The following is a 13606-nucleotide window of genomic DNA, read 5'->3' on the forward strand; positions in this document are numbered from 1 at the left end:
CGACCGCGCTACCGGGCGGGGTCGGCGGCGACCTCGATGTGGCCGGCCGCGGCCGCGGCCCTCAGCTGGTGGAAATCGTCGAGCGACTTGTCGGCGTAGGCGTAGCACCACTCGGCCACGGCGTCCTGCACGATGTTGCTGGTGCCGACGTACCCGCGCAGCAACGACGCATTCGCGCTTTGGGAGTGCGCCCGCGCCAACAGCACCGCGCAGGCGGCGACGTAGTCGCTGAACGTGGCGGGCGCCATGCCCTCGGTGTCGATCGTGCCCTTCATGTCGTGGAACTGCCGGACGTAGTAGTCGCGGCCGTCCTTGCGGGTCGGCCCGAGAAACACATCCGACATCGCCTGCAGAATGCGCTGGCCGTCCACCACGCGCATGCCCTGCCCCTTGGCCTCGACGGCCGCCCCCAGCATGGCCGGCTGCGGCCAGCCGCCGTATTCGTCGAGCACCGACCGGACCGCCTCCTTGATCTGCAGGATGAGCGGGGTGCCGTTGGGACCCACCAGGATGACCAGGAAGCACCGGGTGCCCACGCTGCCTACGCCGACCACGCGCAACGCCACATCGGTCACGCGGAAGTGTGACAGCAGAAGCGCGATGTCGGCGGGAACGGTGGCCAGGTATTCCTGAATCGACTCCACCAGAACCGCTTCGGCGTCCTCGTCGAGGTGCTGCAGAACCGGCGGCGCCTCCCGCAGCCGCGGTGTCCCGTCGGCGCCGATCTCGGTGAGCTGCCTGAAGAGCCGCGCCGACGTCCGGCTGCGCGCCCGGGACGTCGTCTTCTGAATCACGCCGAGCAGGCCCTTGGATACCGTCGCGGCGTGCCGCTCCGGTTCCACGCGCAGGTAGTAGCGGTCCAGGACGTCCATCGCGAGCATGGCCCGCAGGCTGGTCTGGTAGCCGACCAGCGCCTGCCCGACGCAGCGGCGGATGGCCTTGGCGGGGTACCCCGCATGCCGGCCGCCGACGATCGCGCTGGTGATCAGGCGCTTGACGTCCCATTCCGCCGGGGCGACGGCGGCCTCGTCGAAGTCGTTCAGGTCGAACACGATTGAGCGATGCGGCGCCGCGTACATGCCGAAGTTGGACACGTGAGCGTCGCCGCAACACATCACTTCGATCCCGCTTGAGGGGCTGGCACCCAGGTCCGCGGCCATCACGGCCGCCGACCCGCGGTAGAAGGAGAACGGGTCGGCGAGCATGCGGGCAAACCGCAGCGGCACGAGTTCGGGTAGCCGCCCGGCGTTTTGAGCCACCAGTATTTCGGTGGCCGACCTCGCGGACGGGGTCAGCTGCGCGAGCGTGCGCCGCGGCACGGCCTTGCGCAGCGCGCGGCCGCGCGCCTCATCCTGGTCCGGAACCTCGAGATCGATCAGGCGTTCACGCAGCACCCGTTGCGGCATCCGCTCAGCATAGGTAGCGAGCCCGTGGCCGCGGCGGGGTTTCGGCGCCTTGATCCGCACACGCGGGTGACGCCCACGGAATCAACCGGCGGCGGCCACCCTGGCACGCTCGGCCATCGAGGCGATCACGCCACCGTCGTTGAGGATGTCGGTGCCGGTGAGATAGCCCGCCTTGTCGCTGGCGCAGAAGGCGAACAGCTCGGCCATCTCCTCGGGCTTGCCCCAGCGCGGGACGGCGGCGTTGGTGACCATCGCGCCCGCGCCCGCCTGCTCCTCGAGCCGGCCCATCTCGGTGTCGACGGAGCCCGGCGACACCGAGACGATGCGCAAACCCCGCGCGTTGAAGCGCTCCGCCTGTGACTGGCTGTACCACTTGACGAAGCTCTTGCTGACGGCGTAGGCAATGCCGGGCCGCGCCTCCTCGGGCACGATGTCATAGGTCATCGCCATGGCGTCCAGGAACGCGTCCGCGTCCCGCAGCGCCAGCGAAAACTGGTCCACCGGAACCATTTCCGCGGGCAAAATGTGGGCCGCCATCGATGCCACGTTGACGATCGCCGCGCCCTCGCCGGCCACCGCGTAGAACGCCTCGTCGACGTTGAGCGTGCCGAGCGCGTTGGTCCGCATGATGAAGTCGGCGGGGCCCATGCTGGGGCTCACGCCCGCGGTGTGGATGACCGAGGCGAGCGTCCCGAGATTGTTTGCGGTGTCGAGCAGTTCAGCGACCGCCCGCCGGTCGGTGACGTCGCAGTCGACGGCCGTGGGGGTGATCCCGAGCTCGTCGAGGACCGCTACCGCGTCGGCCAGGCGGTCCCGCCTGATGTCGCAGAGGACGACGGCGTGGTCGCGTCCGATGATCTTGGCCGTGGCCAGGCCCATGCCGCCCGCGCCGCCTGTGATGACCGACACCCGATTCATATCTGGACCGTATACGGCGGGCGATCGCCGCGAGCTAGGGGTCCGGCACCGGATGGTGGGGGTGACCGCTGTGGCGGATCGCCGTCCCGAAGAACGGCGCCCGCAGGGTGGACCTCAGGTCGCGCCGATTTCGGATCAGCGCGATGAGCGCCACCGCGGTGTAAACGCCACAGAGCAGGAGTCGGCCATGGGTGGAGGCGATGGGGAACTGCACGACGAACAGGCCCAGCAGGGTGCAGGCCGCGGCGCGGTGGAAGCGCAGCGCCAACAGCAGCGCCACCCCCATCATCGTCTGGGTGGCCGTCAGCAGCACTTCCTCCACCTGACGCTGGTCGAGCTGCAGGGAGAATCCGCCGCCGCCCAGCAGGTGGGCGATCGGCAGCGAGCCGATCAGTAGCGTCCACTGGTTGACCTTGGAGGAGATCAGGGTGGCGATGGCTGCCGTGCCCTTGCCGCGGGCGGCGAAGATGGTCGCGACGATGAACTCCGGGGCCTCCGAGGCGAGCGGGGCGAGCCATTGAACCAGCAGAAAGCGGTCGATGCCGAGCTCGGTGCCCGCGGCGACCAGGTTGTCGGCGAAGGGCTTGGCGCACAGCAGGATCACCGCGCCCGACGCCAGGAAGAGGCTGACGACCACGACGCGCCGGCGGCGATCGGGCAGCTCACCGAGCGCGGCGGCGGTCCCGATCAGATCGGGCTCCTCCACGTCGCCGTGGCTGACCTTGTAGAGGTAGAACCCGAACCAGGCCAGCAGCGCCAGCCCCAGACCGAAGTGGATTTGGCCGCTCGCCGGTATCGCGAACGCGATGACGCCGGCGATCAAAAGGAATCCGAGTTCGACCCGATTGGTCGGTTGTAACGTCAGGCCGGTGACCTTCCCGGCACCGGCCTTGCGGGCGACCACGATGCTGACCAATACGACGACGGGCCAACCGAGGCCCATCAGCAGCCGGTTGGACCCGGTCATGTTGGCGGCGGCGTATTGCGTGTATTCCGCGTTGTGACCCGACACGTACGCGTAGTAGAGGTCGACGGCGTACTCGGGCAGCACCGCGATCAGCGCCAGCACCGCGGTCGCCATCCCGCCGGAGACGTCGATCTGCGCGGCTTCGGCCGCCCAGGCCAGCAGGAAACTGGCCGACACCACCGCGGCGCCGAAGATCAGCAGGGCGATCACCGGGTCGGGGTGCAGGCCCCCGATGCGGACCACCAGCGCCGGGGCGACGAACGCCATGGTGATCGACGCCGAACGGGCCAGGGTGCGGCGCCGCGAGCGTTCGGCCGTGGAGACCGCGGCGGGCCTGTCTGTGGCGAGCATCGTCATCCTTCGATACGGAGGGGTGGCGATCGTGGCGGCTACTGAGGTTAGGTTTGCCATGCCGAACCGCTTCCCCAAGTTACCCGTCAAGCCCGCCGCCAGCAACGTGGTATGCCCGAAGGCCGGCTTTGAACGTGCGACCATCTTTGCTGGCCAGATGGGCACCGGCGAAAAGTTAGGGCACCCCGATTCCGAAGTTTGGCAAACCTTCCGACCCGGGGATCCGGCCCTCTGCAGTACGACGGGCCGACTGAGGCGGAGGTTCCCCTACTTGTCGGGGCCCATGGCCGCGGCCGCGGCTTGGGCGAACAGCTCGACGGCTTGCTTGCGGGTTAGCGAGGCCAACATTTGCGCTGCGGCGCGCATCATGTCGCCGACCATCAGGGTCGGCCCGTTGCCCAGGTTGTCGAACGCCTCCGCGATGACTTCGGCCACCGGGGCCGCGCCCGGCGGCACCTCGTCGAGCGACGCTATCTGGCCGCGGCTGTGTTCGAGTTGCCGCAGGGCGGGAGTGTCGGTCTTGCCCAGGATCAACCCGAGGACGTCGACGCCCTTGTCGTGCAACTCGGCCCAAAGCGCCTCGGCGAAGACCATGTCGAACGCTTTCGTCGCTCCGTAAGCCACCATGTTGGCGCCGCCGGCCAGGCCGGCGCCCGACCCGAACAACACGATCCCGCCGCGGCCCCGCTCGACCATGGGGGCGGCGAAATGGTGGCACAGCTGCATCGGCACCATGCAGTTGCGCTGCACCATCGCTTCGGCGACTTCGATCGGATTGGCCAGAAACGGCTCGAAGTTCGGGTCGGCGCCCGCGCAGTAGACGAGGAAGCCCACCTCCAGGTCGCTGGTCGCCGCGGCGATCGCGGCCGCCGCGTTCGGTTCGACGAGGTCGATGGCGAGCGTGCGCGTGGACGCCGACGTACCGTTGCGGATCTCGGCCGCGACCTCGTCGAGGACGGCTTGGCGGCGGGCGACCAGCACGACATTGATCCCGCGATCGGCGAGCCCGTGGGCGAACGCCGCCCCCACCCCGTCGGAGGCGCCCGCGACCAGCGCCCACGGTCCGTATTTGGTGGCGAACGTCATCTAGGGGCTCCCTACCGTCGTGAGGCGTACCTGGGTGTAGCGCCGCCGGGCGATGCGCCAGCCCTCAGCGGTGCGCACGATCTCGTCGTCGTAAAAACCGATCGCGTTGACGCCGGCCGTGTTGTCGCCGGCCATGATCAGCCCGTCGATGTAGGTCCGCGCGGTCGCCGTATCCCCCGCGACGGTGATCGCCTGGTTGGTCAGGCGGTGCAGCGTGTGCCCCGCCAGGGCGTGCACCTGCTCCATGAAGTCCGCGACGGCGTCGATGCCCGTCCACGTTCCGATCTCCCCGTAGTCGAGTTCGCAGTCGGCCGTGAACACCGTGCGAAAGAGCGGCCAGTCGCGCCTGTCTATGCCGGTGGCGTAGCGCACCAGCAGCTCACAGATGTCCTGGCGGTCATCGCGTTCGGTCATGGCGGGCCTCCGTTCGGATGGACCACGATGCGCGGCGGGCCGTCGGACCGGCGGGCCAGCTCGAGCGCGTCGGGCACTTCGTCGAGTCCGATGATCTTGCCGATGCTGGGGAGCAGATCGAGCCGCCGGGCCGCGATGGCGTCGAGCGTGCCGTACCAGTCCTGCGGGTGGGGGCCGCCGCCGAATTGGATGGTGACGCCTTGCCGGGTGGCGGTGGTGATGTCGAGCGTGTCGCCGGTGTACCAGCCGCCCGCGCAGTAGAGGCGGGTCGCCATCTCGGCGGATTCGACGAGGTTCTGGATCAGCCCGGTGGCGCCGACGCACTCGAATAGCACTGCCGGGCCGGGCAGTCCGCGTTGCGCGCGCACTGTTTTGAACGCGTCGAACGGGGACTGTTCGGCGGGGTCGATCACGACGTGTGCGCCGAACCGGTCGCGGGCCAGCTCCCGGCGGTCGGACTTGTAGTCCGCCACGAGGATCGGCTCGATGCCGCGGCCGGCCAGCGCGGCGACGGCCGAGAGACCGATCGCGCCGGCACCGACCACGATGGCGACCTCACCCGGTTGCATGCGGGCCGACCGGACGTAGAACTCGCCCACGGCGAACGCGTCGGTCAGGGCCACGGCGTCACTGGACACGTCACCCGGGACGGGCTTGGCCGCCACCTCCGAAACCACCAGCAGTTCACCGAAACTGCCCTGCGCCTCGGGATGCTGGCCGATGATCCGCATCCCGCCGGCCCCGCCGTCGACAAGGCGCACCGGCATGGCCGTCACGCGCGCACCGATCGCGAACTGATCCGTACAGCCCGGTCCGTGGCCGACGACCTCGCCGACGAACTCGTGACCCAACACAATGTCGCGGTCGGTGTCATACAGCGAACGGCCGGTCGGATCGTCGACGGCGAGTTCGGGATGGTCCATGAAATGTACGTCGGACGCGCAGATCGCGGTGCTCAGAGTGCGCAGCAAGAGCTCGCCGGGTCCGGGCTCCGGGTCGGGCGTCTCGCGGACCTGCAACCGACCGCCTCTCAGCACCGCAGCGCGCAAACCCTTAACCTTCTCGAATAGTCGATATAGAATCTCGAATGTTCGTTTAACTCTAAATTGTGCGGCAGGGGAGTCAAGCCATTCGCGGATCGACGTCTGCGCCGACGGCCCGGGTGCTCGACGTTGTCGAGCTCCTGGCGCGGTCCGGAAATGCGCGGCTACGATTCTCCGACGTCGTGCGCGAACTCGGTCTGACCCAGGCGACGGCGCATGCGATTCTGAAGACCTTGTGCGACCGGGGGTGGGCCAGCCGCGATCCGGTCACCAAAACGTTCACCCTGGGCCCGGCGCTGGCCGTCGTTGCGGCGCGAACGGACACCGTCCGGCCGCTCGCACACGCGGCCCGCTCCGCGGCGTTGCGGTTGTCCCGCGAAGTCGGCTACGCCTGCTCGGTGGTCGAGCGGTTCGGGGATTCGTTGGTGGTCACCGCGTTTGAGGGCGAGCCCGCCACCCAGCCGTCCGGAATACCCGGCGACCGCATCCCATACGCCCCGCCCTTCGGGGTCGCGCTCGCCGCCTGGGACGACGAGGATGAACAACGCGCGTGGATCCGCCGCGGCGCGGGCAACAACCCCGATCGCGTCCGGCGGCTCGAGCAGGTATTGGCGCACACGCGTGAGCGCGGCTTCGACGTCGACTGGACGACGCCCGCGCTTGCCCAGGCCGTGCAGGTGGTCGGCACATTGGACAGCGCCGACATGCCGACGCCGGTGCGCTACATCATGGATCAATTGCTCGTCGAGTTCACCACCATCGGCTTCCTCTCCGACGACAACCCCGGCCGGCGCAAGCAACCCGTGGTGACCATCGCCGCACCGGTTTTCGATGAGCGGCGGGTGGCCCTGATGGTGGCCGTGCACCCGCTGTGTCCGCTGTCCGCGCGGCAGATCCGGGTGATCGGGAAGCATTTGACCGACGAAACGACTGCGATCAGCGTGGGCCCGCGGCGGGCCGCGGCGGTCGATCGCGCCGTCTAGGCTCCGCTCAGTGTCAGGGTGAGGTTGCCGCTTGGTGCGGTGGTTGGATCCTGATCACCTGGTGTTTGGCTCGTAGGCTCGTTGCCGCTTTCGGGTTGGCGTTCATGCGTTTTGTCGGCATCAGGTGTGAAGGACCGGCCGGCGTGACTTGATAGGAGCGTGGCATCGCCCCCACTGAGATGTGTCCGCCGACCGGCCCAACCGTCACCTCACAGTGAAGGAGGCAACCACCATGGTTGTTGTTGGAGCCGATGTCCACAAGCGCACGCATACGTTTGTCGCCGTGGATCAGGTGGGCCGCAGAATCGGCGAGAAGGTCGTCGAGGCCACTACGGTAGGTCATCGCCAGGCGATCCGATGGGCTCGCACCCAGTTTGGTGTCGAGCTGGTGTGGGCGATTGAGGATTGCCGACATTTGTCGGCGCGATTAGAGCGCGATTTGTTGTCCGCCGATCAGAAGGTGGTACGAGTCCCGTCGAAGTTGATGGCCCAGACCCGGGCCTCGGCTCGTACGCGGGGCAAGTCTGATCCGATTGACGCGTTGGCTGTCGCGCGGGCGTACCTGCGTGAGCCCGATCTTCCGGTGGCTTCCCACGATGAAGTGTCGCGGGAGTTGAAGCTGCTGGTGGATCGGCGTGAAGACCTTGTGGGGCAACGCACTTCGACGATCAACCGGTTGTTGTGGAGAGTGCACGAATTAGATCCTGGCCAGGCGCCGAAACCGGCGTCGCTGGATCTGGCCAAGCACCGCAGGACGCTCGGTGATTGGTTGGCCGCCCAGCCCGGTCTGGTGGCCGAGTTGGCCCGCGAGGAGTTGGCCGACATTACCCGACTCACCGAGGCCATCAATGTTTTGGCGAAACGGATCGGCGAGCGTGTCCGCGCGATCGCTCCGGCGTTGCTTGCCATGCCCGGCTGCGGCGAGCTCACCGCCGCCAAGATCATCGGCGAAACCGCCGGGGTCGCCCGCTTCAAAAGCGAGGCGGCGTTCGCCCGGCACACAGGCGTGGCGCCTATCCCGGTGTGGTCAGGCAACACCGTCGGCCGCGTCCGGATGACCCGCACCGGCAACCGCCAACTCAACGCCGCTCTGCACCGCATCGCGGTCACCCAGATCCGTCTCGACGGCCTCGGACAGGCCTACTACCGCAGCCGTCTGGCCGCCGGCGACTCCAGCACCGAGGCCCTGCGCTGCCTCAAACGCCGCCTCGCCAGAGTGGTCTTCCATCACCTCCACACCGACCACAACATCCGAACAAAGCCTTGCCAACCGGCAGCGGCTTGACATAGGAGAAACATATGGAATTGCGGCAGTTGCGCTATTTCGTGGCCGTCGCAGAGGAGTTGCACTTCGGCCGGGCCGCGCAACGCGTGCACATCTCCGGACCCGCGCTCTCGCAACAGATCATCGCGCTGGAGCGCGAACTCGGCGCCGACTTGTTCGTGCGTGACCGGCGCAGCGTTCGGTTGACCGAAGCCGGACGGACCTTTCTTCCGGACGCGCGCCACATCGTGGCGCTGGCCGACGACGCCAAGCGCCGGCTCGAGCGGGCGGCCGCGCGCAGCACGCCCGTGCGCCTGGGTTACGTCAGCTGGCTGCCCGAGGACATCACGACCCTGGTGGGGTCGGCGGCGGATTTGCGCCTCGACGAATGGGTGCTGCCCTCGCACGCGCAGGCCGACCGCGTGGCCGAGGGCACCCTCGACATCGCGCTGGCGTGGGTCACCGCCGGCCAGGTCGAGGAAGGCGGCCTGACCGCGCACCTGCTGCGGACCGAGCCGCTGCGTGCGGTCCTTCCCGGTGCCAGTTCGACCGAACCCGTTGCAGCACAACACATCAGCGTGCTCGTCGACACCGACGAGTCGGCGTGGTCGTCGTGGAATCGGTACGCCACGGAATTCGCCGCCGCCGTCGGCGCCCGTGTGGTACGCATCGACGACGGCGGCATCACCGGGGATGCGTTCCACGCGCATGTGCGCCGGGTGGGCGGGGCCGTGCTCGCGTCACCGAAACGCCATACCGCGGCGCTCCCGCCCAGTCTGGGTCAGCGTCCCGTCGCCGACCCGATACCGCTGTGGACGTGGTCGCTGCTGCACCGCCGCGACGACGACCGCGCCAGCGTGCGCGGCGCCGTGGACGCGCTGCTGGCGATTGCGTGCACCCGCGGCTGGCCGACCCCGCCCGCCGGACGGTGGTGGGCCCCGGCGGACGACCCCCACCTGCGGTGAGAAGTCTCATCGAGCACTGGTAAGAGAACGGTCCTGGACGGCGGGCCTGCGCTGCGCTTCAGTGAAATGAGCAGCCTGGAAGGCAAAAAGTCATGGCAGATAACTACGTTGTGGACGAGCTCGCCGGTTTCGTGGTCGGCGCCGAGTCGGCCGACCTGGCGGGCCGGCCGCGCGCGCTGATGAAGCGCAACGTGCTCGACAGCATCGCCTGCGCGGTCGGTTCGCTGGACGGTGAACTCGTCGGGGCGATTCGCGACCACACCATCCAGTTCAGCGGAGTTCCCACCGCCACACTGGTCGGCGGCGGACGGGCGTCGGTGGACCAGGCCGCCTTCTTCAACGCGGTGCTGGTGCGCTATCCCGATCTGTTGGACACCTATCTGACGATCGGAGGGCTGTGTCATCCCGCCGACAACTTTGGCGCCGTGTTGGCGGTCGCCGAGCACACCGGTGCCAGCGGAGCCGATTTCCTGCTGGCTCTGGCGGTCGCCTACGAGGTGCAATGCCGGTTCAGCGCGCAGGTTCCCGTGATGGCGCGGGGACTCAACCACGCGTTGCAGCTGTCGATGTCGGTCGCGGCCGCCGCGGCGAAGCTGCTTGGGCTCAGCGCCGGCGAGACCGCCAACGCGATCGCGGCCGCCGCGACCGACAATGTGTCGCTGGCGACGGTGCACGCCGAACCGGTCTCGAATTGGAAGGGCATTTCGCCGGCCATCACCGGCGTGCGCGCGGTGTACGCAACCATGTTGGCCGCCCGCGGCGTCACCGGGCCCAGGTCGTTGTTCGAGGGCCCACACGGCCTGGTGCAACTGTTCGACCAGCCCATCGACCTGGCCACCGCCGACCGCCGGCTCGCCTGCGTCGAACAGACCTACCTCAAGCAGTACTGCTCCCTGATCCACGGGCAGGTGGTCATCGACGCGGTCTTGGCGCTGCGCACCGAAAACGACCTGCGCGGCGAGGACGTCGCGCGGGTGACCCTCGAGGTCTTCCAGGGCGCGTACGACTTTGCCGGTGGGGGAGCCTACGGCGCCAAGGACGATCCGCGCACCAAGGAGCAGGCCGACTACAACCTCAAGTACCTCACCGCGGTGGCGCTCCTCGACGGCGGGGTGGGCCCCGAACAGCTGGAAACCGAACGCGTTTCACGCGGCGACGTGCGGGAGCTGTTGACGCGTGTCGACGTCAAACCCGCGGCCGACCTGACCGCCGACTATCCCCGGCGCACGGCGGCCCGGGTGCACCTGGTGACCCGCGACGGGCGCGAATTCGACCGTGAACAAGCCGATTACGAGGGCTCCCCGACCCGGCCCATGTCGTGGGAGCGCGTCGCGGACAAGTTCGGATGGCTGGCCGAGCCCTTCTGCGACGAAGCGCTGCGCGCCGACATCGTCACCGCGGTCGACCGCCTCGACGAGATTTCCGTCGCCGACCTCACCGCCCTGCTGGGCGCGGCGAGCCCCACCACCCAACGGCCGCGCACCCACCCCCGGTTCTGACGCGCGCCGTGCGCGCCCCCTTGCGTGGGCCGCCGCCCGCAGTCGATGATCGGCCATGCGCAAAGATCAGGGCATCAATCGGTGGGAGTTGGTCACCTGTGCCATCGCGGGGCACGCCACCTATGCGCCCGACGACGATGGCCTCGCCGCGCGGCTGAGCGGTACCACCGGGCTCGGGGAAGTGTGGCGGTGCCTGCGCTGCGGTGAATTCACCGTGGGGGAGCCGCACGGCCGCGGGCGCGCCGAGGACGCGCCGATGATCATGCGCGGCAAGGCTTTACGTCAGGCCATCATCATTCGGACGCTCGCGGTGGAACGACTGTTCCGAGCGGTGGTGATCGCGCTCGCCGCGTATGCCGTGTGGAAGTTTCGCGGTGCGCGCGGCGCCATTCAGGCAACCCTCGAACGCGACCTGCCCATCTTCCGCGCCGCCGGGTTCAAGGTCGATCAGATGACGATCGTGCACGAGTTGGAGAAGGCGCTGGCCGCCAAGCCCTCCACCCTGGCCCTGCTGACGTTGATGCTGGCCGCCTACGCGCTGCTGGAGGTCGTCGAAGGCGTCGGCCTGTGGTTACTGAAACGCTGGGGCGAATACTTCGCGGTGATAGCCACCTCGGTGTTCCTGCCGTTGGAGGTGCACGACCTGGCCAAGGGCATCACGATGACCCGGGTGGTCACCTTCACGATCAACGTGGCCGCCGTGATCTACCTGTTGTTCTCGAAGCGTCTGTTTGGATTGCGGGGTGGCCGCAAGGCCTACGACGAGGAACGGCGCGGCGAGCAGCTGCTCGACGTCGAGAAGGCCGCCGCCAGTACGTGACATCAGCCCGGCGGCTGCCGCGGGTGGATGAAAATGCCGTGCGCTTCGACCGTGACACCATCCTCGTCGGCGAGGTGGCCGACGGCGAACGTCTTGACCCCGTCGGTGCGCTCGACATGGGCCTGTGCGCGCAACGGCCGCTCCAGCGCTGTCCGGCGGCGGTAACGCAGGGTGAGCGTGCCGGTGTAGGCGGGCCGGCCGGGCTGGTGCGCCGTCGCACCGAGCACATGGTCGAGCACCAGCGCGCAGACACCGCCGTGAACATGGCCCGGCGGTCCTTCGTAGGCCGGGCCCAGCGTGAATTCCGACCACACCAGGCCGTCGGCCTCGTGCCGGACCACCAATGGCGGTGCCACCGGGTTGCGGACGCCGATTACCGCGTTTCCCCACGCGACGGCCTGGCCGTCGGGGGTGTGGCGCACGCCCACGGGCCCCGGCTGCGCCGTCTCGCCCAATTCGGCTGCGGCCGCGTCGATCTTGGCCTTCGCCGAGGCCACCGCCGCCGGCTCGGCTTCGCTGCGGATGCTGACGTCGAGGAGCCGGCGGATCGAGTCGGCCAGCGGCGCGTAGACCGATTCGAGTTGGCTCAGATCGACGCGGGGCGTTTCGTCAGGCATCTCGGCAACCTAACAGGGCCGCGGCTGGTAAGAACGGAGCGATGGGCACTTATGCGGTCACCGGATCGGCTTCCGGGATGGGCCACGAAACCGCGCAGCGGCTCACGTCCGACGGGCACACCGTGATCGGCGTCGACATCAAAGACGCCGATATCGTCGCGGACCTGTCGACGCCGCACGGGCGCAAGCAGGCCGCCGACGGGGTGCTGGCGGCCTCGGGCGGCAGGCTCGACGGTGCGGTGCTGGCCGCCGGCCTCGGGCCCAGCCCCGGCCGAGAGCGGCTACGCCAGATCGGCCAGGTCAACTTCTTCGGGGTCGTCGAGCCGCTCGTCGCCTGGCGACCGGCGCTGGCCGCGGCCGAATGCGCGAAAGTGGTGGTCGTGGCGAGCAATTCGGCGACCACCGTGCCCCTCGTGCCGGGCCGAGCCATTAAGGCCCTGCTCGCGCATGACTTCGATAAGGCGCTGCGGTCGGTGCGGCCGTTCGGCCCGGCCGCGCCGACGATGATGTACGCGGCGTCGAAGATCGCCGTCGGCCGCTGGGTGCGGCGCCACGCGGTGCTACCGGAATGGGCGGGCTCGGGTGTGCGCTTGAATGCCCTGGCACCCGGCGCCATCATGACGCCGTTGCTGCAGGAACAGCTCGCGACGCCGCGACAGGCCAAGGCGGTCCGGTCCTTCCCGGTTCCGGTCGGCGGCTTCGGTCAGGCGCGGCACATGGCCGACTGGATGTGTTTCATGCTGTCAGAATCCGCCGAATTCCTCTGCGGCAGCGTCATCTTCGTCGACGGCGGGACGGACGCGTATTTCCGGGCCGACGATTGGCCGAAAGCCCCGCCGGCCCGCGGCCTGCCTGCCTACCTGCGACGGTTCCGGCGTTCGAGCAAGCTGTGACGCCTGCCCGGCGTGCCCGCGGGTGTGCGTCGCGCCACAATGCGGCTTTTCGCGGTGTTCATCCCGGCGCGGCGCGTCGGTAAAGCGGGCCGGGTGCAATTCAATGAGTCGGCGCACCGGCCGAACAGACGAAGGATCGAAACCGTGGCAACACTGCCGTCCTGGATCAGCCAGAGCCCCACCCACCTCGATGTGATGACGCCGCTCAAGGCGCGCGCCTGTGACGCCTGGCAGGCGGTGCTGCGAAGCGGGCCCCGCCGGGCACGTACCAACTTCACGCTCATGCAACGGGGCGCCGAGCGCTGCTGACGGTGGCGGGCGGTTGGCCGCGCAGCCGAACTACTGGAACCATAACGACGGACTGCATCGCGGCGACGTCC

Annotated in this window: 14 protein-coding genes; 7 read left to right on the forward strand and 7 right to left on the reverse strand. The window is 68.8% G+C overall.

The genetic code is table 11. The features are described 5' to 3' along the window. Positions 1–8: 8 nt before the first annotated feature. The 6 genes from G6N51_RS19550 to G6N51_RS19575 all read right to left on the reverse strand — a co-directional run bounded on the left by G6N51_RS19550 (position 9) and on the right by G6N51_RS19575 (position 6191). Positions 9–1406 carry a DUF2252 domain-containing protein gene (locus G6N51_RS19550; protein ID WP_083176125.1) on the reverse strand — a complete coding sequence of 466 codons (1398 nt, stop codon included), beginning with the start codon at positions 1404–1406 and terminating at the stop codon, positions 9–11. 81 nt (positions 1407–1487) lie between these two features. After that, the gene (locus G6N51_RS19555) at positions 1488–2324 is read right to left on the reverse strand and encodes an SDR family oxidoreductase (protein WP_083176107.1); all 837 of its coding nucleotides are present in this window, start codon (positions 2322–2324) and stop codon (positions 1488–1490) included. A 34-nt stretch (positions 2325–2358) separates the two neighbouring features. Continuing rightward, positions 2359–3648, reverse strand: coding sequence for a sodium:proton exchanger (locus tag G6N51_RS19560; protein ID WP_083176109.1), 1290 nt, complete (start codon positions 3646–3648; stop codon positions 2359–2361). A gap of 261 nt (positions 3649–3909) precedes the next feature. Then, a complete protein-coding gene (locus G6N51_RS19565) occupies positions 3910–4728 on the reverse strand; it encodes an SDR family NAD(P)-dependent oxidoreductase (protein WP_083176111.1) in 819 nt (272 codons plus the stop codon). Beyond that, the gene (locus tag G6N51_RS19570) at positions 4729–5142 is read right to left on the reverse strand and encodes a nuclear transport factor 2 family protein (protein WP_083176113.1); all 414 of its coding nucleotides are present in this window, start codon (positions 5140–5142) and stop codon (positions 4729–4731) included. Continuing rightward, complete coding sequence (locus G6N51_RS19575) at positions 5139–6191, reverse strand: zinc-binding dehydrogenase (RefSeq protein WP_083176115.1); 1053 nt, start codon at positions 6189–6191, stop codon at positions 5139–5141. Before G6N51_RS19575 ends, G6N51_RS19570 begins: the two co-directional genes overlap by 4 nt. A 113-nt stretch (positions 6192–6304) precedes the next feature. Here G6N51_RS19575 and G6N51_RS19580 point away from each other — a divergent pair, with 113 nt between their 5' ends. The 5 genes from G6N51_RS19580 to G6N51_RS19600 all read left to right on the forward strand — a co-directional run bounded on the left by G6N51_RS19580 (position 6305) and on the right by G6N51_RS19600 (position 11716). Next, positions 6305–7168 carry an IclR family transcriptional regulator gene (locus G6N51_RS19580; RefSeq protein WP_083176117.1) on the forward strand — a complete coding sequence of 288 codons (864 nt, stop codon included), beginning with the start codon at positions 6305–6307 and terminating at the stop codon, positions 7166–7168. A gap of 214 nt (positions 7169–7382) precedes the next feature. Beyond that, positions 7383–8453 (forward strand): IS110 family RNA-guided transposase, encoded by a 1071-nt coding sequence (locus tag G6N51_RS19585; protein WP_180134408.1) that lies wholly within the window; start codon positions 7383–7385, stop codon positions 8451–8453. A gap of 14 nt (positions 8454–8467) precedes the next feature. Beyond that, positions 8468–9397 (forward strand): LysR family transcriptional regulator, encoded by a 930-nt coding sequence (locus tag G6N51_RS29465; RefSeq protein WP_083176438.1) that lies wholly within the window; start codon positions 8468–8470, stop codon positions 9395–9397. Between the two features lie 110 nt (positions 9398–9507). Further along, positions 9508–10896: an MmgE/PrpD family protein gene (locus G6N51_RS19595; protein ID WP_083176436.1), complete on the forward strand. Its 1389-nt coding sequence runs from the start codon at positions 9508–9510 to the stop codon at positions 10894–10896. Positions 10897–10951: 55 nt separating this feature from the next. Further along, entirely contained in the window at positions 10952–11716 is a 765-nt protein-coding gene (locus tag G6N51_RS19600; RefSeq protein WP_083176434.1) for a DUF2127 domain-containing protein, read from the forward strand. A gap of 2 nt (positions 11717–11718) precedes the next feature. On the opposite strand, the gene G6N51_RS19605 is transcribed toward G6N51_RS19600, so the two are convergent. Beyond that, the gene (locus G6N51_RS19605) at positions 11719–12333 is read right to left on the reverse strand and encodes a PaaI family thioesterase (protein ID WP_083176432.1); all 615 of its coding nucleotides are present in this window, start codon (positions 12331–12333) and stop codon (positions 11719–11721) included. A 41-nt stretch (positions 12334–12374) separates the two neighbouring features. Between G6N51_RS19605 and G6N51_RS19610 the strand changes: the two genes are divergently transcribed. Further along, the gene (locus tag G6N51_RS19610; protein ID WP_083176430.1) at positions 12375–13226 is read left to right on the forward strand and encodes an SDR family oxidoreductase; all 852 of its coding nucleotides are present in this window, start codon (positions 12375–12377) and stop codon (positions 13224–13226) included. A 144-nt stretch (positions 13227–13370) separates the two neighbouring features. Further along, on the forward strand, positions 13371–13535 hold the full coding sequence (locus G6N51_RS28800; protein ID WP_167528594.1) for a hypothetical protein: 165 nt from the start codon (positions 13371–13373) through the stop codon (positions 13533–13535). Positions 13536–13606: the final 71 nt, after the last annotated feature.

The organism is Mycobacterium paraseoulense (assembly GCF_010731655.1).
GTDB classification, from domain to species: Bacteria; Actinomycetota; Actinomycetes; order Mycobacteriales; family Mycobacteriaceae; genus Mycobacterium; species Mycobacterium paraseoulense.

Excerpts from the sequence above, each read along its gene's own strand:
- G6N51_RS19555 (WP_083176107.1), bottom strand. The coding sequence starts at position 2,324 with ATGAATCGGGTGTCGGTCATCACAGGCGGCGCGGGCGGCATGGGCCTG.
- G6N51_RS19560 (WP_083176109.1), bottom strand. The coding sequence starts at position 3,648 with ATGACGATGCTCGCCACAGACAGGCCCGCCGCGGTCTCCACGGCCGAA.
- G6N51_RS19570 (WP_083176113.1), bottom strand. The coding sequence starts at position 5,142 with ATGACCGAACGCGATGACCGCCAGGACATCTGTGAGCTGCTGGTGCGC.
- G6N51_RS19600 (WP_083176434.1), top strand. The coding sequence starts at position 10,952 with ATGCGCAAAGATCAGGGCATCAATCGGTGGGAGTTGGTCACCTGTGCC.
- G6N51_RS19565 (WP_083176111.1), bottom strand. The coding sequence starts at position 4,728 with ATGACGTTCGCCACCAAATACGGACCGTGGGCGCTGGTCGCGGGCGCC.
- G6N51_RS19610 (WP_083176430.1), top strand. The coding sequence starts at position 12,375 with ATGGGCACTTATGCGGTCACCGGATCGGCTTCCGGGATGGGCCACGAA.
- G6N51_RS29465 (WP_083176438.1), top strand. The coding sequence starts at position 8,468 with ATGGAATTGCGGCAGTTGCGCTATTTCGTGGCCGTCGCAGAGGAGTTG.
- G6N51_RS19605 (WP_083176432.1), bottom strand. The coding sequence starts at position 12,333 with ATGCCTGACGAAACGCCCCGCGTCGATCTGAGCCAACTCGAATCGGTC.
- G6N51_RS19550 (WP_083176125.1), bottom strand. The coding sequence starts at position 1,406 with ATGCCGCAACGGGTGCTGCGTGAACGCCTGATCGATCTCGAGGTTCCG.